The sequence below is a fragment of the Xenorhabdus sp. PB62.4 genome (assembly GCF_014467285.1).
Classification (GTDB): Bacteria; Pseudomonadota; Gammaproteobacteria; order Enterobacterales; family Enterobacteriaceae; genus Xenorhabdus.
Genome location: NZ_NKHR01000007.1, coordinates 97,390 through 119,242 on the forward strand (window position 1 = coordinate 97,390; position 21,853 = coordinate 119,242).

The following is a 21,853-nucleotide window of genomic DNA, read 5'->3' on the forward strand; positions in this document are numbered from 1 at the left end:
CTTTATTAACTCAATGCAAGACCACCGTTGACATTAATTACCTCTCCCGTCATGTAATGATTTTCCATCAGGAAATGAACTGCCGAGGTAATTTCGCTGACAACACCGACGCGTTTAAGCAATACTTTGCTATTAATTAACTCCTTGTGTGTTTTTAATAAGTTTTCTGACATCTCTGTTTGAATAATCCCGGGGGCAATCGCATTGACCCGGATATTCTTGGGTGCTACTTCAACGGCAAGCGCCTTTGTCAATGATTCTATTCCACCTTTAGTCGCAGCATAGATTGATTGTCCCTTATTCGGCCGTTGGGCTGAAATGGATGAGATATTGATAATATGCCCGTGGCGTTGCGGTATCATTGCCTTCAAGACTTCACGGCTACACAGGATATAACTTAATAAGTTGTTGTTTATCAATAACTCAATATCTTTGGTTTCCATCGTTGCCAGTAACCCGTCCCTTGTAACCCCGACGTTATTGACCAGAAGGTCAATGCAGCCAAATGCCTCACTCACGGTTTCAATAAATGCGCTGACGTCCTCTGCCTTGGCAAGATCCGCTCTTACAGGCAGGACATCGGGAAAATCATGCGTGATCTGGGTAATAAAATCGGCGGTTTGGGGGGTATCATGGCGATAACAGAAAGCGACCCGATATCCCCTCTCCAACAAACTCAAAACCACCGCCCGGCCAATGCCTTTGCTGCCGCCAGTGACAATGGCACAAGGTGCAGCAGATCCCGGCGTGGATGTTATTTTATCTCTGATATTCTCACTCATAAGCTGGAATTCCCTTTGATTTCAGAGAGGGTAAATTGGTGTTTCCTGGCAAGTGCCATAATGTCGAGAACTTGTCTGGCGGAAATATTCCCGTATGAAAAGTTGCCTTGATACTGTTCCAGCGCCAGTAAAATGGTTTCTGTCATACAGGCATAAAGCTGCCCTTCACCCAAGTAGGCTCTGACTCTGGGATCAAGGCTGTCATGATAAGGCGTCTGGACAATACCGCCTCGCAGGATCTGGATGTCAGGCCGGTTAATTAAATCGTCATCAGACAGGTTATGCGGCACAGAAATATCACAAACAATGCCCCCTGTTTTTATCTTGTCTACCGGAATAAAGGCTTCTGAAGCATTAGCGGCACAGACAATGACGTCACAATGCTCAATATCAGAAATATTCTGGGAAATACGAACGAAGGATTGATCAGCATGATGCTGGTTCAGGTAGTGATCTATCGCCTCACCCACCGCTTTTCCTGTAAGGAAATTCGCTGGCATTGATGAAAGGCAATCCACTACACGTTTTGCCAAGCCGCCCATAACAGGCTGAGAATTAACTACAAATTGTTCATGGATGTTTTGATAAATCTGGTATTTCACTTCATTCAGTTTTTTCACTGAACCATGATTATTACTGCCAACCAGTACCATTTCCTGAGATTGCGGCCCCAGAATTTCGGCATAAACACGACCGATATTTCCCGCGCCCCCAATCACTGCTATGCGCATTTGGGTAATATCCTGATGCAGCATGCTCTTTTGTAAGGCTTCAATTCCCATCCCCACCGTCAAAGCATTGCCCGTCGTCACGCTTATCTGGTTATTTTTTACTGACTTACCATTGTTGGTAATAATAGAGGTAAACATACCTAATCCAACCACGGTATTACCGGCCTGCGCCGCCTGAGCAACACGAATATCAATTTCATGCCGCAGCCTTTCTAAATCATTTTGTGCCAGCGCTGACTTGATCATTTTTGAGGTTACAGGGATCGGATACAGCGTAAAACTCACCGATTGACCATTAGCTGAGCGAATACGTGCAGGTTTAAACGGTTTGGTCGCAAGATTAAAGCTGGCGTTTTCGACAAATAACGCCATTTCTTCGTCGCTGAACAGAACAAACGAAGGATCAACTTCTTTCAGCCAATCCGCCGAAATCAAATGATTCACAAAAGCGGCCTTATAATCTGCTTCACTGTCATCTTCTTTATCCTCATTTCTGCGGCGATAATCCGCAATAATGGCCGGAAGTGGTTTCCCAAGCAGAGGAGCGACAATAAAGCCAGCGTTGGCATGATGAATAGCCAGACAAACGCGGGAAAGTGCTTCAATAAAACGGATAACCTGTGGAAGATCCAAAAATACTGAAGGCTCTACACGGATTACGTTAGCTGCACTACCGGAAGGTGCCACTCGAATATGGCTGCCACACAGTAAATGCCCGCTGATCACATAACCCAAGCCACTTTGTACTGAGATATTTTGCAAAATGTAGGAATCTGAATTAACCACATCATAAAATTCGATTCCCCAAATCAATCCCTTTCCGCGAACCTCCCGAATAACATCCGGGTATTGTGCTTTTAAATCTTCCAGCCGTGTTTTGAATTCATTTCCCAGTTGGGTGACTTGTGTCAGCAACTTACGCTGATCAGCATGCAGCAGGTTTATATAATCAAGCGCAACCCGACAGGAGAAATCATCTTCGCCAAACGTTGAACTTTGGATTAAATCGAATCCGGGCGTAAAACTTTCCTGACGGATAGCAACCACCCCAATTTTGACATACCCACCCCCCAATGCTTTGGAGAGCACATAATAATCTGCATCAATGCCCGCATCACTCGAAGCAACCAAGAACCCACACCGCCCTGATCCCGCCTGTACTTCATCAGCAACAACCGGGCATCCAAGGATTTGTTTTAATCGGTTGATGCCAGCAACTTGTTCTGCATTGAGGGGATAAACGCCGCCTTCTCCCTGAACGGGTTCTACCAGCAATGCCGCAACGGTTCTGACTCTCTTTTTGCTCAAAACAATTTGACCGTTCACTTCCTGCGGCAACCATATCCAACCATTTAAAATGTCATTGGTTTTTTCCCCCATTTCGGCAAATTCCGCCAATTGGGCAGAAGAGAGGAAATGCGTGTTAATTTTCAGCCGCTTCAAATAATCGCGATACATGCCACCATGTGTACAGTTCGCTGTCACCATCATCTTTCCATGAAAAGCATGTTCAAGAGCGAGGAAGATCGGCTTTGAATCTAACTGGGCTTGATTGAATACAGACAAAGCCAGCTTAATCTCTTGAGCCGTAGGATTTTCTGCCAGCCGCAATTGCTGTTTCTGCTCTTGTGTCAGGACTATTTCAGCCCCGTTTTCCAGTATGTTGGCAGCCTGAGCCGCTTCCTGCCCTAGTGCGAGCAATTGTGCATTACGTGTAAATTCGACACTTTTCAATGCAACTTCCATTGATTCTGCTCCCGTACTGGCAAAGCAGAATACAAAATCGCCACGGGTTGCAGTTTCTTCTTTCAACAACGTATTCAGTCTTTCTGCCAACAACGCAGCGGGCTTTCTGATAGAAAACTGGTTATGAACCGGTATTTCTTCATCAAGATAGCTTTTGATTTTTTCTCTGATGACAGGGGAATTGTGCCCAAGTAATGTCGCACCATATCCTCCCAGAAGATCCAATACTTCAATTTCCTGTCCATCTTCATCTTTGTAATAGAGAAAATTTCCAGAAGCCCGGTGGTAAGTCTTGTTTAAACCAATAGAAGCCAAAGCACGGGTAAGCAGAGGCTTACAAAATGCAGCATAACTTTCCATAGTGAACCCTATTGTTAATTAAAATTTTCAATCAATTCTGTTGAGGACATAACGTCAACTATGTCGTTGATAAAATTCAGTGTTTCGGCGGAATAACTTCCTTCATGATATATGCGGTTCAGAGAGGCGATATCGATAATCGGGTAATCTTCCTGTACTGAACGGGTTAAAATGAAGGTAACGCCAAATTCAACAAACGTTTCAGCAGCATCAGATTGCGGGACACCGCCAACTCTCCCCATACCGGAAGCCACAACTAACGCATAATCAACGACTCCGTTATTCAGTAATAGCTCCGCTTCTTTAAACGCAGAGAGCAATCCCATATTTCCACGGAGAAACGAGGCACAATCCCCTTGAAGGCCCAGTTCCTGAGAAAGCACGCCCAGCAGGTTATTACTGAGCGACAGGGCGATTAAGAAAGGGTTGATCCGCTCTGATGTCCACATAGTCTGATAAATATCATTTTCACTTCTTATCCCATCGGGTTCCCATTCTGGCAGCAGTTCACAAGGCATTGGATGAAGGTAGCCATACTGGGTGGCATACAACCCGAATTTTATTGTGGGATCGTCAATGTCCAGTCCCGCTGACAGTAATAGCTTTCTGGTTGCAATCAGGCACTTCTCCGTCCCGCGGGAATAAAAACGCCTGAGTTTGCTATGTTTAATCAACGTCCTGTCATCCTTGTCAGAACCCGAACGATTAAATTGTGGGTGATCACAGTTAAGGTGATAACCAATGAGTCGGATTTTTTTACTTTCCATCATATTCCCCAATAACCAGGCACGAATTAATGCCACCGAACCCAAACGAATTTGTTATCGCGTTGCGCACAGGCACAGGCCGCCCTTGTTGTGGAACGTAATCCAAATCACAGAGAGGATCAGGGACTTCAAGGTTGATGGTGGGAGGAATGAAATGTTTTTTCACAGTCAAAACCGTTGCAACGGCTTCTACCGCCCCCGCAGCCGCTATCCAATGCCCCAACATGGATTTGATTGATGATACTAATGGCGGTTGAGTGCCAAAAATGCGTTTGATGACTGACGTTTCCAGTTCATCATTCAGGGGAGTGGATGTGCCATGGGCATTGATATAATCAATCTGGTGCAGCCGCAATCCACTATCACTGATAGCCTGCCTGATAGCGCTTTCCGCGCCGATACCATCGGGATGGGGGGCTGTCAGCTTATAGGCATCAAGGGAAGCACCATAACCTTTAATCTCAGCATAGATTCTGGCTCCCCTGCGCAGTGCACTTTCTTCACTCTCAAGCACCAAAAACGCCCCACCTTCACCCGCAACCAGCCCACTGCGATGTTTATCAAAGGGGCGGCAAAGCTTGCTTCCCCATTTTTCTGTTACGGCAGTTGCCCCCAATAAATTCAATCCGACTAATGTGCGCAGGCTAATGACGGAATCGGCCCCACCCGCCAGCATGATAGAAGCCTCCTGCCTTTTGATAGCCTGACATGCCAACCCAATGGCATGCGTTGCGCCAGCACACGCCGCATTCAGATTAGCAACAGGGCCGGTTAACCCAAACCGGCGGGCAATTGCCATGACCATGCCATCATTACTGCATCTTATGCCGGAATAGGGACTCAGATTATGACGTTGCTGAAACATAGCCTGCATGACCGATCCATCATGATGACGCCCCAGATGCCTGTCATTTTCAGTGATATCAGAGATTCCGCTGCATCCATAAATCCCCATGCGTTCCTCTGCCAACAATCGTGGTTCCAACTCTGCATCTTCCAATGCCTTCGCTGCGGCAATCACTCCCATCACACCACGTTTGTCTGTCATGCCTGCCTCCGGCAAGTCGCCGGGGTTCCGGGCAAGCAATGTATCAAAATCAATTTGGGCTGCATATTTAATCGGCAACGCCCCATTATCCGCAAACATTAAGGGCTTAACGGCAGACTCTCCATCACACAGTTTTTTCCAGAAAGCCTCAATATCAGTCCCGAAGGCACTGACGATCCCCATACCTGTTACCACCACACGATGTTCAGAAATCATCACTGTTCTCCTCCGTTAAGCATCCCCATACGAAGTAAAATGGCAGTACATTGATTTTCCAGCCCATGAACCAGTATCCATGTCAGACCAGAAGAGTGCGGGTAGCGGGCATTTCGATTAACGTTATCGATAGCCATGCCTTTTTTATGTATCTCAATCGCCAGATTAATCGCTACAAAGGGAGCCGCTGCTCCGCAGTATCCCAATGCGTTATCAAGGTTAAATTGCGCCGCAGACGGGAACGTGTCATAAACCTGCCCTGTAAACTCATCTGTGATTTTCCCGACATGAATTATTTGAGCGGATGAGCCATTTTCCCCCGACACCTTTTCCTCCGACATCCAAGCCAGAAGGCACCCAATGTGATCACGATGGTGAAGGAGAGTGCGAAACACCTGAGAAATTTCACTGTCCGCATGATGGCTATCTTCGTGCAACGTAATAAATGAAGCTGCTTCTGCGGGTATCCACGGAACACCGTTAATGAGGTGCTCATACGCAAGGTAATACCATGTGGAGATCTTCTGGCTACCTCCCCCACACAACACAAACTGGCTGCGTTTTTCTTTAATACTGTAATAACCTTCCAAAAGGGCATTTCCCCCGGCATCGACATGAGGAGAAAAGAATCCATTATCTCCGGTAATATCGAGATGCTGAGATAGATGGCTGGCTGTTGAAGTATTTAACAGTGTCAATCCCATCAATGGGGGCGTTTCAATTAATGCCCTTGCAACATAATCCTCATCATCTTTTGCATCAAAAGCGATGGGAGTTGAACTATCGTCGGCATCACTGGTTCCCAGTCCAATGAATAACCCGCGTTGTTCAGGAGAAAACCTGTTGCCAATGCTATTTTCCCAAGTCTTAATTCCCGTATAAAGCACCCATCGGCTTTGTGCATTCGCGACCCGCCGGACAATCTTATCCATACGTGGCATGGCAAAAGCGGTTTCATCAATGTACCGTTCGCCTAAGATATTGGGCGAATGTGAGGGACTGGCTGGTAAATGAACGTTTTGTACTCTGCCATGAATAATGTCATCCACACTCAGGCCATCAGGCAGCAAACTCGTTCCACTGGTAATATAAATACCCATGATTTATCCCCCGGCCCGTTTCAGGATCAAACTGCTATTTTCCCCGCCAAAACCAAAGGAATTACTCATGATGTAATTGACGGACATAGCTTTTGCTGAATTGTTGACATTAATCACGCCATCCATTTTTCCTGAATCAGAAAAATTTAAGCTAGGAAGAATGAGTCCATTTTTCAGTGTCTCAATGGAAAGTATGGCCTCCAATAACCCACTCACGGCGAGTGAATGCCCCGTCGCTGATTTGGTGGATATAACCGGAGGATTATGGGAGAAAAGCGCATTAATCGCTTTGCTTTCCGCGAGATCATTACTCACCGTGGAAGTACCGTGAGAATTAATATGGTCTATTTCTTCCGGTAATAACCCCGCCTCTTGTAACGCCGCAGACATACAGGTGAGATAATATTGACCAGATAAGTCCGTGGATGTCATTTTATATCCCTCAGACAGGCGGGATATTCCTGCAATTTCTCCCAATATTGGCGCTCTTCTGGCAATGGCATAAGAATAGCGCTCTACAACTAAAAACGCAGACGCATCGGCCAGAACACAGCCTGCTCTGTCTTTATCAAAAGCCCGTGAAGATTGATGTAAATCCGCAAAGTTACCGTCATAAAGTGCCCTGACTTTTTTAAACAATACCTGCATGATCGGATGAGTGGCTTCTTCTGAGGCACCAACCAATGCGATATCAAGTTTGCCACTTTTGAGATTCTGATATGCGGAATAAAGCGCACTCATACCTGCGATACAGGCATCACTGTAAACCTTTGGCAAAGCCGGAACATGCAAACGCTTCGCCAGCTCCTCAACAATTTCATAAGGGGGCACTAATGCCCCAACATGTTCAATATCAATATATTTTGATGACAGGAGTCTTTCTTCATTGACATAATGAGACAAGGATTTACTGTCAAGAAACATCTTATTATTGGCAAAGAATAATTCACAGTTAGCCTGATTCAGTACTTCACCTGTTAATCCTGCCATGCGCAGACTATTTGATGCTGCATTATAGGCCATCAAAAAAACACGATTATCGGATAATTGTCCTGCAAAATTGAATTGACTACGTAACCTATCTATATCTTCCGACGATAACTTGGCACTAGGAATGTTTGTTATTCCATATTCCTTTAATAACTCATCTTCACAGATAAGTGATTTCCCTTCTGCCAATGAATTAAATAAATCACTTGGGCAATCATGATTACGAACAATCAAACCATAACCGGTTACAACAATTTTATCTGTAGGTACACCAGCCATAGTTATTTTCACCTTAATAACATGCTATTAAAGCCGAATTTTTTCTATTTACGTTCAAAAATAAAACATTATTTTTTTATACATTCAGAGTGAATCTTATGATTTAACCTGAATATCTGAACAATATTTTTCTATTTCACCAATAATGAGCTCATCGGCGGTTTTTCCATTAGATTCACACACTGCCTGACATAATGAAGCCCAGTTTTGTACATTGGTTTCACCAAATACGTCACCCAGCGTATTAATCGTTTCCAACTGCTCGTCTGTATAGCTATAACAGCTATTAATGAGTAATCCCTTACCTTCTGGTGTGAGGGAATCCCCATTCAATAGCCTTGACAATACACTTTCAGAGAGAATTTCCTGAGCATGAGCAAAAACACTTTTAGTCGGCATCGTTATTTTAAACTTTTTACCCAAATTAAATGACAAATCGATAACATCTAAAGAATCAGCCCCCAACTCGTTAATTAATGAAGAATTTTCTTTAATGTTATTTTCTTCCATAAAAAGAATAGAGGAGAGCTCCTCACTTACAGCAGAGACATATTTATTCATACAGCACCTGTTCTAAATTAAATTAATTAGCAATCAACACCAAGGAGAATATTAAATTCTCACAAATCTTTTATTTGTGTCAATTAATAAAAACCACTTGTAACAACAAAAATAATTATGCCAGGAATCAATTTTTAAATAATTAATTTAAAAGTGATAATCTATCTCTTAAAGAAGTTCGCTCAAATAAAACAATTCTATCTAACCATTTGTTTTTAATAAAAAAATACCAATAAAGAATATCACTAAAAGAAAAAATCACTCATTAAAAATATCAATGCCAATTTATTTATAAATGATGATAAACATCCGTAATAGACCTCATTCACCAAACAAAATGAAAATTATTCATATTTAATGCGAAAAACATTAATAACAAAAACCTAAATTACAAAGTCACAATTAAATACAATAAGACAAATCCCATAAAAAATGACTAATTGGCCTTTTATTAACTAGAATCAATATTGGAACGGGAAGTGTTATATTATTTTATTATTATCCAGTTCTGCTAGTGATTTAATCTATAATTATAGCCACTGTCACATACTCTATGTTGGAATAACACCAAATAGGTATGATGCCAACCTGACGATCAACATGACTAACAAGAAATCACTTTTGCAGTATCATCGATGAATTGGCGTTAATCGACTAATTCAAAGAATACTCCGGCTCAGATATAGGAAATTCAGATAAGCTATGAGGCTAAACACCTAAAACAGTAATCTGAAATATAATGTCCATAAATATCCCTTTTAAAATAAAAAATATTAATATTATGTAATAATATTATTTGGTTACTTTCCCTCAAAATAAGATGTATGTCACTGAATGTTACAATTCAGATGGTAAATTTCTTTTTCCGAAGAAAAAACATTCAGGGAGTTATTATGTCTAGTAGCCTGAAAGGTAAAGTTGCTTTAGTCACTGGTGCAGCGCAAGGAATTGGTCGTAGTATTGCGCTCAAGTTAGCCAAAGAAGGGGCTAATCTTTCTCTGGTAGATCTCAAGGTTGATAAACTCGGAGAAGTGAAAAAAGAAGTTAAGAGTTTTGGTGTCAACGCCACCATTGTCGTTGCAGATATCAGTCAAAGAGACGAAGTTTATCGCGCAGTCGAACATACAGTAACTGAGTTAAATGGCTTTGATATTATGATTAACAATGCCGGCATTGTGCAGGTAAAACCTATCTCTGATGTGCAACCAGAAGACTTAAACAAAATCATCGATATCAATATCGGTGGTGTTCTTTGGGGAATTCAGGCTGCCGCTGCACAATTCCTGAAATTAGGTCAAAAAGGAAAAATCATTAATGCCGCTTCCGTTGCCGGTCATGACGGTTTCGCTATGTTCAGTGTATATTCAGCGACCAAATTTGCCGTACGCGCTCTGACTCAATCAGCAGCCAAAGAATATGCCGATGCAGGTATCACTGTGAACGCATACTGTCCAGGTATTGTCGATACGGATATGTGGAGAGAAATAGATGAGCGTTTTACCGAAATTACAGGTTCATCAAAAGGTGAAACCTTTAAAAAATATGCTGATACTATTGCATTAGGAAGAGCAGAAGCCCCGGAGGATGTTGCAAACTTAGTCGCATTTCTCGCAAGCGAAGATTCTGATTATATTACCGGTCAATCAATTATTACTGATGGTGGAATGGTTTATCGGTAGTCTTGAAAATATAAGGGAATGTTATCGTCGCTATGTACAAATCCCCAGAACTGAATCTGGGGGTTTTTATCAAAACAGACTTACTCAAACCGGTTCTGTCGCATTAACAAAGAAAGTACGAGTGAAGATAAGGTGATTGATTTTTACTCAGCTCATTGATAGAAAAATGCCGCGGGTGAAATCGGACACCCTTCTTTTTGTCGGTATTGTCCTTTGCGCAACAGACAGACCAACTCTATCCCTGCCAACACGGTCTGGGCCCGTCTGAAGTTTTTAAATCCCAGTATAGGACGTGTTCGCCGTTTGACGTTGCGGTGATCCTGTTCAATCAGATTATTAAGGGACTTATTCTGCCGGATAATGATGTCGTTATCCTTCGGTTTTCCCTGATTTAACTCGTCCACTGCGGCTTTATTGGAGCCACTTTTATCAATCGTCACCACGTCTGGTTGTCCATGATGACGCATCGCCTTTTTAAAGAAACGCAAGGCTCGATGGGCTGTCAACAAAAAATCAACCGTATCGCCGTCTGAATCCACAGCACGGTAAAGGTAACTCCATTTGCCTTTGATTTTGATATAGGTTTCGTCCATTCGCCACCGACGCCCAACAGCAGGCTTGCTCCGCCGATAGCGTTTGACCATCAACGGAATCAGACGATGAACTCAGCGGGAGAGCGTGGAATGATCGACGGTTATCTCCTGCTCAGCTAGCATTTCCTCCAGGTCACGCAGGCTCAGTGCATAGGCCAGATACCAGCGAACACACTGAGCGATAATATCAACAGGATAGTGCAGGCGTTTGAATGCTTTTCGGATAAGGGACATCGGTGAATCACTCAACAAAAAAACGGCATGATACCCGGACACTACTCCAATCCCATCGGAGTAGGAAATGCCGTAATTTTTGCATAAATACGGAATTGGTGAAGGTGATCATCCTGCCATCCCTGAGCGATCTGAATGATATAGTGAAAAGCGGCTAAAGAAGTCTCGCCTGATAGTCTGAATCGGCGCCAGACCATAGGACTGATACCCCGAAGGGTCACTTTCACAACGTAGGTTTTCATGGTGAGGTGCCGGATAAAAGCGTGCTTAATTGCTCATTTTATCGCCTACTTAACAAAGTGCCCCACAGATTTTTATGGTCTCCAAGATGGGCAGGCCACATCAATCTTTGCCATCTGAATGTTCTCCAAATAGACATACTATACATGACTCAATAAATTGATGTCATGACCCAAAAACAATACATTGGAGACATACTTTGAAAAACTTAATTCTTAAGAGCCTGTATATTCCCCCATGGAAACCAATATCAGTCGCATATTAAATTTATTAAGCGAATACAAGAATAATGAAACTAAGCTCTCTATATATTTGAAATAATAAGAGCTATTTTTAGTTATAATTAAATTATATTCTCCAATTCATGTATTCTTTTTATTTTCCAGTCAGAAATATCCCAATATGAGTGATTGTATTCGATATTATTTGGTATCACTATGCATTTCATTGAGGCAGCTTTAACTGAAATCATACCGGTTTTTGAATCTTCTATTCCTATGCACTCTGTAGGTAGAACATTCAGTTTTTCTGCGGCGTTTAGATAAACCATTGGATGGGGTTTATTATATGGCATATTCTCTGCTGAGGATATATAATCAAAATAATTATCAATACCACATTGTTCAACTATTTTTAACAGGAAGGATAATGGAGAAGCAGAAGCAATTCCAATTTTAATATTTCTCTTCACTAATAGTTCTAAGCACTCTACTACTCCATCCATAAGCGGTTTTTCCGTAAGAATTAATTCAACCCCTTTGTGAAAAAACTCTTTTTCAATTTTAGATTTATTTAAATCATTTTTATTATAAAGTCGACAAGCTCTATCTATCATACCAGATACTGGTATACCTGCCATACTGAGCATTTCATCATAAGTGATAGGAACACCATAATGATTTAAAATTAGCATGCCTGATTTTTTCCATAGTGGTTCAGAGTCTATCAGTACACCATCCATATCGAAAATAACTGCTTTCATAATCACCTCCTTTGCTTAGTTATACAATGCCATACTTATTTTATAGCCATTAAATCATTTTTATGTTTATTTTAAATCATTTTATTTATCAAACTGTAGTGAATTTACCTCTATCATTTTACACCTAGTTAATTATTTTAGTATCGTGATGTTAATCACAATTTAACTAATAACATTAATTATATTGAGAAATTTCAAGATAATCATGGTGTTAATTCTCAGTTAACCTGATATTTACTCTTACAAAGAACGATATTTCCTTCACCATATACAATATAGCACGATATGTATTTTGGCTCGTCCTCGAGATCCCAATCCTGCACGAAAATTCACATTAGGCTTAATGTTCTTAATGAAGAAAAATTTCCTTTTCAAGGTGGCTCTCACAAATATTGATCCAGATCTCTGTACTAAGTAAAACCATCACTTTTTTTGAAGAAAAAGTATGTTATTGCTTGAATTTTATTCCGTACAGAGTATTTTAAGGTCAATAACCATATAAAATGTAGTGTTTATTGGGATTTTTAATTAATCGTATAAGGATGCTTTATGGACATCAGTAGCCTACTTATGGACTTCAGAATAACCTCACATTGTAATCTTGATTGTGATCTATGTTTCCGAAACCCGGGCATAGAAGATTCTCCTCTCACCACCGCATTTACTGTCATTGACCGGATGTATCAAATGGGATTCCGCCGTCTAGGTTTTACAGGAGGGGAGCCTACTTCAAGAGCAGACTTTATTGAACTAATTGAATATGCAAAAAACATTGGATTTATGACCTACTTGTCAACAGTTGGACATCGCTTCATGATGGATCATAAGCGATTAAACCCTGTTTTAGACTGGGTGGGAATGCCAATTGACGGGATTAACCAGCAGGTTAATACGGATATTCGCAGTGGCAAAATGAGCAATCAGCATAGAGTTATCAAAAATATATTAATGTGGCTCCCTAATGCACATAACAATATTAATATCAAACTAACCACAGTTGTTTCCCAGTCAAATGTGAATACCTTAAACGATATTGTTAGCTGGGTTGAGAATCTTCCTTATAAAATTCAGGCATGGCGATTTTATCAGTTCTGCCCATTAGGGGTCGGGAAAGAAAAAAGGGATAAATTGGAAATAGAAACCGATTTGTTTATCTGCAAAATGGAGGCACTGAAAAAAAATTATCCGACCATGCCAATAAGCTGGGCTACCTTTGAAGAGCGTGATAAAGCCAATGTCGTCATGGAACCAAATTTTGATATTATTATCCCTGATGGTGAAAACTATACTCTGCTTGGTAATATGCTGGCAGACCCGCCAGAAAAAATTTTGCCGGCAATTTTCGGGAATAGTGAAGTCATTCATAAATGTGAAAATAATCGATTTTGGTTGGATAACAGGAAATTTACAGCATGAAATATGATTATCTTTATATGGACCCTTGGTCCGCAGACAAAAGAGAAGGAAACCTAGAAAGAAAACCGCTCTATATATGTCTATCCGGAAACTCTGGTGTGGGCAAAAGTACTTTGCTTAAACAACTGTCTTCATCCCTATTTCAACATGATCCGTATACCATCGCCATTGACGAAAAAAGTGTTCACCATTCTTTCCTGCAGTATCTTTTTGACGATACCAATAACTACGGTTATCTAATACAACTCAATTTTATGATCCAACGGGCTCTGCTAATCAAATCTTGGATTGCTAAGGGATTTAACCTGGTGATGGAACGTTCTCACCTTGAAGATTACATATTTATTAATTTCATGCTGAAGACGGGGTATATCAATGAATCACATCACAGAGCATATATGCTATTATGGGAAGAAATAAATCACATTATTCCTGTACCAGACCTTATCGTTTTCCTTGATTATTCTGCAGAACATTCTCTTCAACATTTACACGCTGATGAAATTCACGGGATCCGTCCCAGGGAGTTTCCTGATGAAGTGACAAAAGTTAAATGGATAAAGGGCTGGCATGATGAATATCAATATTTCTTGAATAATCTTCCCGAAAATCTCCGGAGCAGAGTGATGATTTGTCAACGCCCGGATAATATTGACGAATTTTCTGATATAGTCATCAACAAAATAAATATGCTGCGGAGGTGATATGCGTCAAAGAACAATTGTCTGTCCTATCATTCAAAATAATGGAGAATACCTGCTTTGTAAAATGGCATCTGATCGTGGTGTATTTCCGGGTCAGTGGGCACTACCCGGAGGAGGAATGGAGCCCAACGAAACAATGGAAGCGGCACTGAGACGAGAAATCAGGGAAGAACTGGGTGAAGCTCTGGAAATAACGGAAGTGAAACCTTGGGCTTTTCGTGATGATATCCGGGTTAAAACGTATCCGGATGGCACCACCGAAGAAATTTACATGGTTTACCTCATCTTTGACTGTATCAGTGCCAACCGGAACATTACATTCAACGAAGAATTTCAGGAAACTGCGTGGGTGTTACCAGAAGCCATGAAAGCCATGGATCTGAATGAAGCAACGAGGGTTACCTTTACCCAGAAGGGAATAATCTGATAAATTCCGCCGGTTCATCCCTGCCTTCATCATGGATGGCAGGGGGCGATAGGCCAAACAGCTCTAACGCTACAATCACTCCACAATTTTGTGATCAATAAAAATTAGGGTTCTGTCGCATTAACAAAGAAAGTACGAGTGAAGATAAGGTGATTGATTTTTACTCAGCTCATTGATAGAAAAATGCCGCGGGTGAAATCGGACACCCTTCTTTTTGTCGGTATTGTCCTTTGCGCAACAGACAGACCAACTCTATCCCTGCCAACACGGTCTGGGCCCGTCTGAAGTTTTTGAATCCCAGCATAGGACGTGTTCGCCGTTTGACGTTGCGGTGATCCTGTTCAATCAGATTATTAAGGTACTTATTCTGCCGGATAATGATGTCGTTATCCTTCGGTTTTCCCTGATTTAACTCGTCCACTGCGGCTTTATTGGAGCCACTTTTATCAATCGTCACCACGTCTGGTTGTCCATGATGACGCATCGCCTTTTTAAAGAAACGCAAGGCTCGATGGGCTGTCAACAAAAAATCAACCGTATCGCCGTCTGAATCCACAGCACGGTAAAGGTAACTCCATTTTCCTTTGATTTTGATATAGGTTTCGTCCATTCGCCACCGACGCCCAACAGCAGGCTTGCTCCGCCGATAGCGTTTGACCATCAACGGAATCAGACGATGAACTCAGCGGGAGAGCGTGGAATGATCGACGGTTATCCCCCCGCTCAGCTAGCCTTTCCTCCAGGTCACGCAGGCTCAGTGCATAGGCCAGATACCAGCGAACACACTGAGCGATGATATCAACAGGATAGTGCAGGCGTTTGAATGCTTTTCGGATAAGGGGCATCGGTGAATCACTCAACAAAAAAACGGCATGATACCCGGACACTACTTAATACGACAGAACCTTTATAATCGGTATAGGCCTCACTTAGCCCTAAAATATAAAACACCCGATGAAGTCCATCATCAGGCATTATGAGTAAAATAGAGTCAACGTATATCAGGACTAGACAATCACTTCCCAATACAAAAACTGGAAAAAATCCGCCCTAACAAATCATCAGAAGTAAATTCACCGGTAATTTCGTTCAACGCTTGCTGTGCCAAACGCAATTCTTCTGCCAACAATTCTCCTGAGCGAGCGAAAACCAACTGTTGATGGCCTTCCTGCAAATGTTCTGCCGCGGTATTCAATGCCTGCAAGTGACGACGGCGAGCAAGGAAACCACCCTCAGTATTGCTGTTGAAACCCATCGCTTCTTTCAGATGATCGCGCAGTAAATCAACACCTTCTCCGTCACGGGCAGACAGACGGATTAATGAGTAGCCACTGACTTCTGATACGCTCGTTGATTCTCCCGTCATATCCGTCTTGTTACGAATAACGGTCACTGGCAGGGATGTGGGTAGTCTGGCCATAAATTCAGGCCAAATTTGTGCAGGCTCAACGGCATCCGTTGTCGTACTGTCTACCATAAACAGCACTCGATCCGCCTGTTCGATTTCCTGCCAGGCGCGCTCGATACCAATACGTTCCACTTCATCACTCGCCTCGCGCAATCCGGCCGTATCAATCACATGCAGCGGCATACCATCAATATGAATATGTTCACGCAAAACATCGCGCGTTGTGCCCGCAATATCAGTTACAATCGCCGCTTCACGGCCGGCCAGTGCATTGAGCAGGCTGGATTTACCCGCATTCGGGCGACCTGCGATCACGACTTTCATGCCTTCACGCAGCAAACTACCCTGACGCGCCTGTGAACGGACGTTATCCAGTTCAGTGATCACTTCATCCAACTTGGCCTCTATCTTGCCATCGGAAAGAAAATCAATTTCTTCATCAGGAAAATCAATCGCCGCTTCAACGTAAATCCGCAAGTTAGTCAACGCTTCTACCATTTGATGAACCTGGTTGGAAAACGTTCCTTGCAGGGAATTCATCGCAGAACGAGCAGCCTGTTCAGAACTGGCGTCAATCAGATCCGCAATCGCCTCTGCCTGTGCCAAGTCGAGTTTGTCATTCAGGAAAGCGCGTTCCGAAAACTCACCCGGATTAGCAATGCGCACACCAGAAATCGTCAAAATACGCTTTAACAGCAAATCAAGAATAACTGGCCCGCCATGCCCCTGAAGCTCCAGCACGTCTTCCCCCGTAAAAGAGTTCGGGCCGGGAAAGTAAAGGGCAATGCCCTGATCAAGTACAGAACCCTCTGCATCACGGAAAGGCAGGTAATCAGCATAACGAGGTTTTGGGAGTTTCCCCAATACCACTTGAGCGACTTCCGCCGCCTTGCGGCCAGAAATACGCAGGATGCCTACACCGCCTCGTCCCGGAGGAGTGGCCTGAGCGACTATCGTATCAGTGGTATTCATGAAATTCTCTCTTTTGAGTCAGGACTAGGAACGGAAATAATAAAGGCGGCCAATGACCGCCTTCTACTTATTTTTTAACAGCCTAATTTTTTAACAGACTGGTTTTTTAACAGACCTATTTTTTATTAAGGTCTACTTTCTTTTCGCGGGTATGTAAACCGCGCTTTTCCAGACTGCGGAAAATAACCTGCTGCTGGATGATCGTCACCAGGTTACTGACGATGTAGTACAGCACCAGACCAGATGGGAACCACAGGAAAAAGACGGTGAATACAACCGGCATGTAAGTCATGATCTTCTGCTGCATCGGATCTGTCACAGTCGTTGGCGACAGTTTCTGGATAACAAACATGGTTACCCCCATCAGCAATGGCAGGATGTAGTAAGGATCTTGTGCAGACAAGTCCTTAATCCAGCCAATGAATGGTGCATGACGCAGCTCAACAGAACCCATCAACATGTAATACAGAGCAAGGAAGATTGGCATCTGAATTATCAGAGGCAAACAGCCACCCAACGGGTTCACTTTCTCTGTTTTGTACAGCGCCATCATTTCCTGACTCATGCGCTGACGGTCATCACCGAAACGTTCACGCATTGCCGTAATTTTCGGCTGTAACAGGCGCATTTTCGCCATTGAGGTGTATTGCGCCTTAGTCAGCGGGTACATGATACCGCGCACGATAAAGGTAATCGCAATGATGGAGAAGCCCCAGTTACCGATATATTCATGCAGGAATTTAAGCAACTTGAACAGAGGCTGGGAAATAAACCACAACCAACCGTAATCAACAGTCAGATCCAGATGTGGCGCAACCGCTGCCATTTTGTCCTGAATTTCAGGGCCAACCCACAGGGTAGAAAAGATATTCTGCTGGCTGTTTGGCGCAATATTGAAGTTTTCACCTTTGTACCCGATGATCGCCATTTTCTGGTTTTTCAGGTCAATGGTGTAGAAATTGCTGGTTTTGCCTTCACCCGGAACCCAGGCAGTAGCAAAATATTGCTGGAGCATCGCGACCCAGCCACCTTTTGTGGTTACAGCAAGCGCATTGCTTTCAATCTCATCAAATTTGTACTTTTCGTATTTTGCTTCTTCAGAAGAGTACGCAGCACCACGATAAGTATGCAGGGCAAAGTTGCTGCTACCGGTATCACGGTGTTTTGGCAAATCAACGCTCTGTTTCAACTGACCAAAGAACGCCATTTGCAGCGGTTTATCAGTGACATTATTGATGTTGTAATCAACCGAAACTGCGTAATTACCGCGTTTTAAAATGAAAGTTTTGACATAAACAACGCCATCTGGCGCAGTGTAAGTCATTGGAATACGTAATTCATCCTGACCATCAGCCAAGACGAAGCTATTCTGAGTGGTGTGATAAAGTGGGCGTTCTGCCCGATTATCCGGGCCATTGAGACCGGTTAACCCACTTTGAGCCTGATAAGTGAACTCAGGGGTTGTTTCCAGCAGTTTAAACGGTTTTTGGGAACCGAGGGTATCAGGATAGGCCAGCAAATCAGCCTCCTCGATATCACCGCCACGGGTATTAATGTGCAACGAAAGCACATCCGTTTTCACGGTGATCAGTTTGCCTTGCCCACTGCTTGCTTCGCTACTCAGCGTGTTTGCTTGCTGCGTGATCTGGACCGTTGGTTGTGGGTTCTTATCACTCTCCCACTCTTGCCAGACCAGAAACGAAACAAACAGCAAAGCGATGAGAAGAAGATTGCGTTGCGAATCCATCGTTAATGTTCTCTGTTATCGTTGTTTTTAGGTGGGACAGGATCATCACCACCTTTGTGTAAAGGGTGGCATTTTAATATGCGTTTCACTGTTAACCAACTGCCTTTTATCATTCCAAACCTACGCAATGCCTCTATCCCATAGTGGGAACAGGTAGGGTTGAAACGACAACGGGGCCCCAGTAGTGGACTGATCACTAACTGATAACCCCTGATTAAGGCAATCAGGAGGCGCGAGCCAAGCGACAGTGACGACGCCATAATTTGCCCAAAGCTTCCGTTAGCTCACGGTTATCAAGCTCAGCGACCCCTTTCCTCACCAAAATCACAAAATCCATTGAAGGCAATTTATGCTGGTTTAAACGAAAACTTTCACGAGCCAATCGCTTGATACGATTACGCTCATGGGCGCGTTTTACATTTTTTTTGGCGATGGTTAGACCGATGCGGGGATGCCCCAGCTCATTCAGGCGTCCAAGGATAGTTATCTCTGCGGAGCTTGCCCGTTGTGGCTGCTGGAAAACATAAGTGAAATGCTCGGGAGTTAACAAACGTAACTCCCTCGGAAAAGCGAGCTTAACCACTTGGTATGGTTAGCTTTATTACTTAGAAACGGTCAGACGAGCACGGCCTTTCGCACGACGGCGAGCCAGAACCTGACGACCATTTTTAGTGGCCATACGAGAGCGGAAGCCGTGAGTACGGTTACGCTTCAGTACGGATGGTTGAAAAGTGCGTTTCATAGCGATTTCTACCTAGCTTAAAATTTGTTACTGATTCAGCAAATGCGTTGGCGACCAGTGAGAATGAGTAGACACCGATGCCTCAATCGCAACATCAATATATAGAAAGAGGCAGGATTGTAATAAAATGTACCACCCTTAGTCAATCCAAGATGACGCGAGCCTGGCCGTTTTCCTGTCAGATTTTTTACTGCAACCAGACATTCATCAAACATGACCAGACTTTTTGCTACCCGAAGTGCTTACCCCAAATCCTCACCAGACATGACCGGAAAAAAATCGTTGGCATAACACGCAGGGTGCAAGATTATACGGACTGTGTAATAAAGCGCAAGGATCATACACAGATCGTTGTGATTGAATTAGTGATCATCATATTGTTTTCACATTAAATTTTAAACGATAGATAAACGAAGTTTGCTATATGCCATGATTACACTACAGTATCTCTTACGGGCCTTTATATTCAGCAAGTATCAAAGCATGGTGATCACCCTGTGGATAAAAAGCGTCAAAGCTGTGTAAAAGAATGAGGATCTATGTCGTCTTTTGCGTTATGATCGTCGGCCACGATCCCAACCTCTCTAATCTGCGGATCGTTGGGGAGCGATGATATTAAAAATCGCCACAAGGTACATGCTATCTTCCTCAGCATTGAGGAGTAATGCCTTGTGCCCAGTATAACGTATCTATTATTCCGGTTTCTTTTATTGGTCTCGTTTTAGGGGAGTTCGCCGTGTCACTTTCGCTTTGGCAGCAATGTCTTGCCCGATTGCAGGATGAGTTACCTGCCACAGAATTCAGTATGTGGATACGACCCCTTCAGGCAGAACTGAGTGATAACACTTTGGCTCTCTACGCCCCCAACCGTTTTGTGCTGGATTGGGTAAGAGAGAAATATATCAATAATATCAATTTGTTATTAAATGATTTCTGTGGTCCTGAAGTACCGTTGCTGCGTTTTGAAGTAGGAAATAAGCCTGTTTCACCTAACCAGTCTGCATCTCAGAAAATCATTGCCGATATGCCGGTAACTGCTGCGCCGTCCAGTACATCTGTACGTCCAAGCTGGGACACTGCAAAAGCCCAGCCAGAGTTATCCTATCGTTCCAATGTCAATCCCAAACACACATTTGATAACTTTGTTGAAGGTAAATCTAACCAGCTCGCCAGAGCGGCTGCCAGGCAAGTTGCTGATAATCCGGGAGGCGCATACAATCCCTTGTTCCTCTATGGCGGGACAGGATTAGGTAAAACCCACCTCCTGCATGCTGTCGGCAATAGCATTATGGCACGCAAAGCCAATGCAAAAGTGGTATACATGCACTCTGAACGTTTTGTTCAGGACATGGTAAAAGCATTGCAAAACAATGCGATAGAAGAGTTTAAACGTTATTATCGTTCAGTGGATGCTCTGCTGATCGATGATATTCAGTTTTTTGCAAATAAAGAGCGATCCCAAGAAGAATTCTTTCACACGTTCAATGCCCTGCTGGAAGGTAATCAACAGATTATTCTGACATCAGATCGCTATCCGAAAGAGATCAACGGCGTCGAAGATCGGTTAAAATCCCGCTTTGGTTGGGGATTGACCGTTGCCATAGAACCACCGGAGCTGGAAACCCGCGTCGCTATTCTGATGAAGAAAGCTGACGAGAATCAAATCCAGTTGCCGGGTGAAGTGGCTTTCTTTATTGCCAAACGCCTGCGATCCAATGTTCGTGAACTTGAAGGCGCTTTGAATCGAGTCATCGCCAATGCCAATTTTACAGGCCGTGCGATTACCATTGATTTTGTACGCGAAGCATTACGTGATTTATTGGCTCTACAGGAAAAGCTGGTAACCATTGATAATATTCAGAAAACCGTAGCTGAATATTACAAAATCAAGGTTGCTGACCTGCTTTCCAAGCGCCGCTCACGCTCTGTTGCCCGTCCGAGACAGATGGCAATGGCGCTGGCAAAAGAGCTGACAAATCACAGCTTGCCTGAAATCGGGGATGCCTTTGGTGGACGTGACCATACAACCGTACTTCACGCTTGTCGTAAGATCGAACAACTGCGTGAAGAGAGTCATGACATCAAAGAAGATTTTTCTAACTTAATCAGAACATTATCTTCCTAGCGCT

19 protein-coding genes and 2 pseudogenes are annotated in these 21,853 nt (G+C 43.2%); 5 read left to right on the top strand and 16 right to left on the bottom strand.

Going from position 1 to position 21,853, the window contains the following annotated elements; genetic code table 11:
* Positions 1–5: 5 nt before the first annotated feature.
* From Xenpb_RS08650 to Xenpb_RS08680, 7 genes are all read right to left on the bottom strand, one after another.
* Complete coding sequence (locus Xenpb_RS08650; protein WP_187653957.1) at positions 6–782, bottom strand: SDR family NAD(P)-dependent oxidoreductase; 777 nt, start codon at positions 780–782, stop codon at positions 6–8.
* Positions 779–3,619 (bottom strand): aminotransferase class III-fold pyridoxal phosphate-dependent enzyme, encoded by a 2,841-nt coding sequence (locus Xenpb_RS08655; protein WP_187653958.1) that lies wholly within the window; start codon positions 3,617–3,619, stop codon positions 779–781. The genes Xenpb_RS08650 and Xenpb_RS08655 overlap by 4 nt, the downstream gene beginning before the upstream one ends.
* A gap of 14 nt (positions 3,620–3,633) precedes the next feature.
* Positions 3,634–4,386: a hypothetical protein gene (locus tag Xenpb_RS08660; protein ID WP_222942916.1), complete on the bottom strand. Its 753-nt coding sequence runs from the start codon at positions 4,384–4,386 to the stop codon at positions 3,634–3,636.
* Positions 4,376–5,650, bottom strand: coding sequence for a beta-ketoacyl synthase (locus Xenpb_RS08665; protein WP_187653960.1), 1,275 nt, complete (start codon positions 5,648–5,650; stop codon positions 4,376–4,378). Before Xenpb_RS08665 ends, Xenpb_RS08660 begins: the two co-directional genes overlap by 11 nt.
* The gene (locus Xenpb_RS08670; RefSeq protein WP_187653961.1) at positions 5,650–6,750 is read right to left on the bottom strand and encodes a hypothetical protein; all 1,101 of its coding nucleotides are present in this window, start codon (positions 6,748–6,750) and stop codon (positions 5,650–5,652) included. Before Xenpb_RS08670 ends, Xenpb_RS08665 begins: the two co-directional genes overlap by 1 nt.
* A 3-nt stretch (positions 6,751–6,753) precedes the next feature.
* Positions 6,754–8,019, bottom strand: a complete 1,266-nt coding sequence (locus Xenpb_RS08675; protein WP_187653962.1) for a beta-ketoacyl synthase — start codon at positions 8,017–8,019, stop codon at positions 6,754–6,756.
* 96 nt (positions 8,020–8,115) lie between these two features.
* Positions 8,116–8,580 carry an acyl carrier protein gene (locus tag Xenpb_RS08680; RefSeq protein ID WP_187653963.1) on the bottom strand — a complete coding sequence of 155 codons (465 nt, stop codon included), beginning with the start codon at positions 8,578–8,580 and terminating at the stop codon, positions 8,116–8,118.
* A gap of 893 nt (positions 8,581–9,473) precedes the next feature.
* Between Xenpb_RS08680 and Xenpb_RS08685 the strand changes: the two genes are divergently transcribed.
* Entirely contained in the window at positions 9,474–10,259 is a 786-nt protein-coding gene (locus Xenpb_RS08685) for an acetoin reductase (protein WP_187653964.1), read from the top strand.
* A gap of 152 nt (positions 10,260–10,411) precedes the next feature.
* Here Xenpb_RS08685 and Xenpb_RS08690 read toward each other — a convergent pair.
* The 3 genes and pseudogenes from Xenpb_RS08690 to hxpB all read right to left on the bottom strand — a co-directional run bounded on the left by Xenpb_RS08690 (position 10,412) and on the right by hxpB (position 12,308).
* Positions 10,412–11,086 (bottom strand): annotated as a pseudogene (locus Xenpb_RS08690) (IS6 family transposase).
* Between the two features lie 41 nt (positions 11,087–11,127).
* Complete coding sequence (locus Xenpb_RS08695; RefSeq protein WP_255523087.1) at positions 11,128–11,328, bottom strand: plasmid pRiA4b ORF-3 family protein; 201 nt, start codon at positions 11,326–11,328, stop codon at positions 11,128–11,130.
* A gap of 341 nt (positions 11,329–11,669) precedes the next feature.
* Positions 11,670–12,308, bottom strand: coding sequence for a hexitol phosphatase HxpB (hxpB, locus tag Xenpb_RS08700; RefSeq protein ID WP_222942917.1), 639 nt, complete (start codon positions 12,306–12,308; stop codon positions 11,670–11,672).
* Positions 12,309–12,878: 570 nt separating this feature from the next.
* Here hxpB and Xenpb_RS08705 point away from each other — a divergent pair.
* The 3 genes from Xenpb_RS08705 to nudI are packed head-to-tail and all read left to right on the top strand — an operon-like array spanning position 12,879 to position 14,855.
* A complete protein-coding gene (locus tag Xenpb_RS08705; protein ID WP_255523092.1) occupies positions 12,879–13,724 on the top strand; it encodes a radical SAM protein in 846 nt (281 codons plus the stop codon).
* Positions 13,721–14,428 (top strand): deoxynucleoside kinase, encoded by a 708-nt coding sequence (locus Xenpb_RS08710; protein WP_187653966.1) that lies wholly within the window; start codon positions 13,721–13,723, stop codon positions 14,426–14,428. The genes Xenpb_RS08705 and Xenpb_RS08710 overlap by 4 nt, the downstream gene beginning before the upstream one ends.
* A 1-nt stretch (position 14,429) precedes the next feature.
* Positions 14,430–14,855, top strand: coding sequence for a nucleoside triphosphatase NudI (gene nudI, locus Xenpb_RS08715; protein WP_187653967.1), 426 nt, complete (start codon positions 14,430–14,432; stop codon positions 14,853–14,855).
* A gap of 169 nt (positions 14,856–15,024) precedes the next feature.
* Here the strand turns inward: nudI and Xenpb_RS08720 are convergent.
* The 6 genes and pseudogenes from Xenpb_RS08720 to rpmH all read right to left on the bottom strand — a co-directional run bounded on the left by Xenpb_RS08720 (position 15,025) and on the right by rpmH (position 19,724).
* A pseudogene (locus Xenpb_RS08720) lies at positions 15,025–15,700 on the bottom strand (IS6 family transposase).
* A gap of 170 nt (positions 15,701–15,870) precedes the next feature.
* Positions 15,871–17,235 carry a tRNA uridine-5-carboxymethylaminomethyl(34) synthesis GTPase MnmE gene (mnmE, locus tag Xenpb_RS08725; protein ID WP_187653968.1) on the bottom strand — a complete coding sequence of 455 codons (1,365 nt, stop codon included), beginning with the start codon at positions 17,233–17,235 and terminating at the stop codon, positions 15,871–15,873.
* Between the two features lie 115 nt (positions 17,236–17,350).
* Positions 17,351–18,982: a membrane protein insertase YidC gene (gene yidC / locus Xenpb_RS08730; RefSeq protein ID WP_187653969.1), complete on the bottom strand. Its 1,632-nt coding sequence runs from the start codon at positions 18,980–18,982 to the stop codon at positions 17,351–17,353.
* A gap of 2 nt (positions 18,983–18,984) precedes the next feature.
* Positions 18,985–19,242 (bottom strand): membrane protein insertion efficiency factor YidD, encoded by a 258-nt coding sequence (gene yidD / locus Xenpb_RS08735; protein WP_072061399.1) that lies wholly within the window; start codon positions 19,240–19,242, stop codon positions 18,985–18,987.
* Entirely contained in the window at positions 19,206–19,565 is a 360-nt protein-coding gene (gene rnpA, locus Xenpb_RS08740; protein WP_099112999.1) for a ribonuclease P protein component, read from the bottom strand. The genes yidD and rnpA overlap by 37 nt, the downstream gene beginning before the upstream one ends.
* A gap of 18 nt (positions 19,566–19,583) precedes the next feature.
* The gene (gene rpmH, locus Xenpb_RS08745; protein WP_015836465.1) at positions 19,584–19,724 is read right to left on the bottom strand and encodes a 50S ribosomal protein L34; all 141 of its coding nucleotides are present in this window, start codon (positions 19,722–19,724) and stop codon (positions 19,584–19,586) included.
* A gap of 736 nt (positions 19,725–20,460) precedes the next feature.
* On the opposite strand from rpmH, the gene dnaA reads away from it, so the two are divergent.
* Positions 20,461–21,849, top strand: a complete 1,389-nt coding sequence (gene dnaA, locus Xenpb_RS08750) for a chromosomal replication initiator protein DnaA (RefSeq protein WP_099113082.1) — start codon at positions 20,461–20,463, stop codon at positions 21,847–21,849.
* The last annotated feature ends 4 nt before the right edge of the window (positions 21,850–21,853 follow it).

Excerpts from the sequence above, each read along its gene's own strand:
- Xenpb_RS08675 (WP_187653962.1), bottom strand. The coding sequence starts at position 8,019 with ATGGCTGGTGTACCTACAGATAAAATTGTTGTAACCGGTTATGGTTTG.
- Xenpb_RS08710 (WP_187653966.1), top strand. The coding sequence starts at position 13,721 with ATGAAATATGATTATCTTTATATGGACCCTTGGTCCGCAGACAAAAGA.
- Xenpb_RS08670 (WP_187653961.1), bottom strand. The coding sequence starts at position 6,750 with ATGGGTATTTATATTACCAGTGGAACGAGTTTGCTGCCTGATGGCCTG.
- yidC (WP_187653969.1), bottom strand. The coding sequence starts at position 18,982 with ATGGATTCGCAACGCAATCTTCTTCTCATCGCTTTGCTGTTTGTTTCG.
- Xenpb_RS08660 (WP_222942916.1), bottom strand. The coding sequence starts at position 4,386 with ATGGAAAGTAAAAAAATCCGACTCATTGGTTATCACCTTAACTGTGAT.
- hxpB (WP_222942917.1), bottom strand. The coding sequence starts at position 12,308 with ATGAAAGCAGTTATTTTCGATATGGATGGTGTACTGATAGACTCTGAA.
- nudI (WP_187653967.1), top strand. The coding sequence starts at position 14,430 with ATGCGTCAAAGAACAATTGTCTGTCCTATCATTCAAAATAATGGAGAA.
- Xenpb_RS08650 (WP_187653957.1), bottom strand. The coding sequence starts at position 782 with ATGAGTGAGAATATCAGAGATAAAATAACATCCACGCCGGGATCTGCT.
- Xenpb_RS08695 (WP_255523087.1), bottom strand. The coding sequence starts at position 11,328 with ATGAAAACCTACGTTGTGAAAGTGACCCTTCGGGGTATCAGTCCTATG.
- yidD (WP_072061399.1), bottom strand. The coding sequence starts at position 19,242 with ATGGCGTCGTCACTGTCGCTTGGCTCGCGCCTCCTGATTGCCTTAATC.
- Xenpb_RS08655 (WP_187653958.1), bottom strand. The coding sequence starts at position 3,619 with ATGGAAAGTTATGCTGCATTTTGTAAGCCTCTGCTTACCCGTGCTTTG.
- Xenpb_RS08665 (WP_187653960.1), bottom strand. The coding sequence starts at position 5,650 with ATGATTTCTGAACATCGTGTGGTGGTAACAGGTATGGGGATCGTCAGT.
- Xenpb_RS08680 (WP_187653963.1), bottom strand. The coding sequence starts at position 8,580 with ATGAATAAATATGTCTCTGCTGTAAGTGAGGAGCTCTCCTCTATTCTT.
- rpmH (WP_015836465.1), bottom strand. The coding sequence starts at position 19,724 with ATGAAACGCACTTTTCAACCATCCGTACTGAAGCGTAACCGTACTCAC.
- Xenpb_RS08685 (WP_187653964.1), top strand. The coding sequence starts at position 9,474 with ATGTCTAGTAGCCTGAAAGGTAAAGTTGCTTTAGTCACTGGTGCAGCG.
- mnmE (WP_187653968.1), bottom strand. The coding sequence starts at position 17,235 with ATGAATACCACTGATACGATAGTCGCTCAGGCCACTCCTCCGGGACGA.
- Xenpb_RS08705 (WP_255523092.1), top strand. The coding sequence starts at position 12,879 with ATGGACTTCAGAATAACCTCACATTGTAATCTTGATTGTGATCTATGT.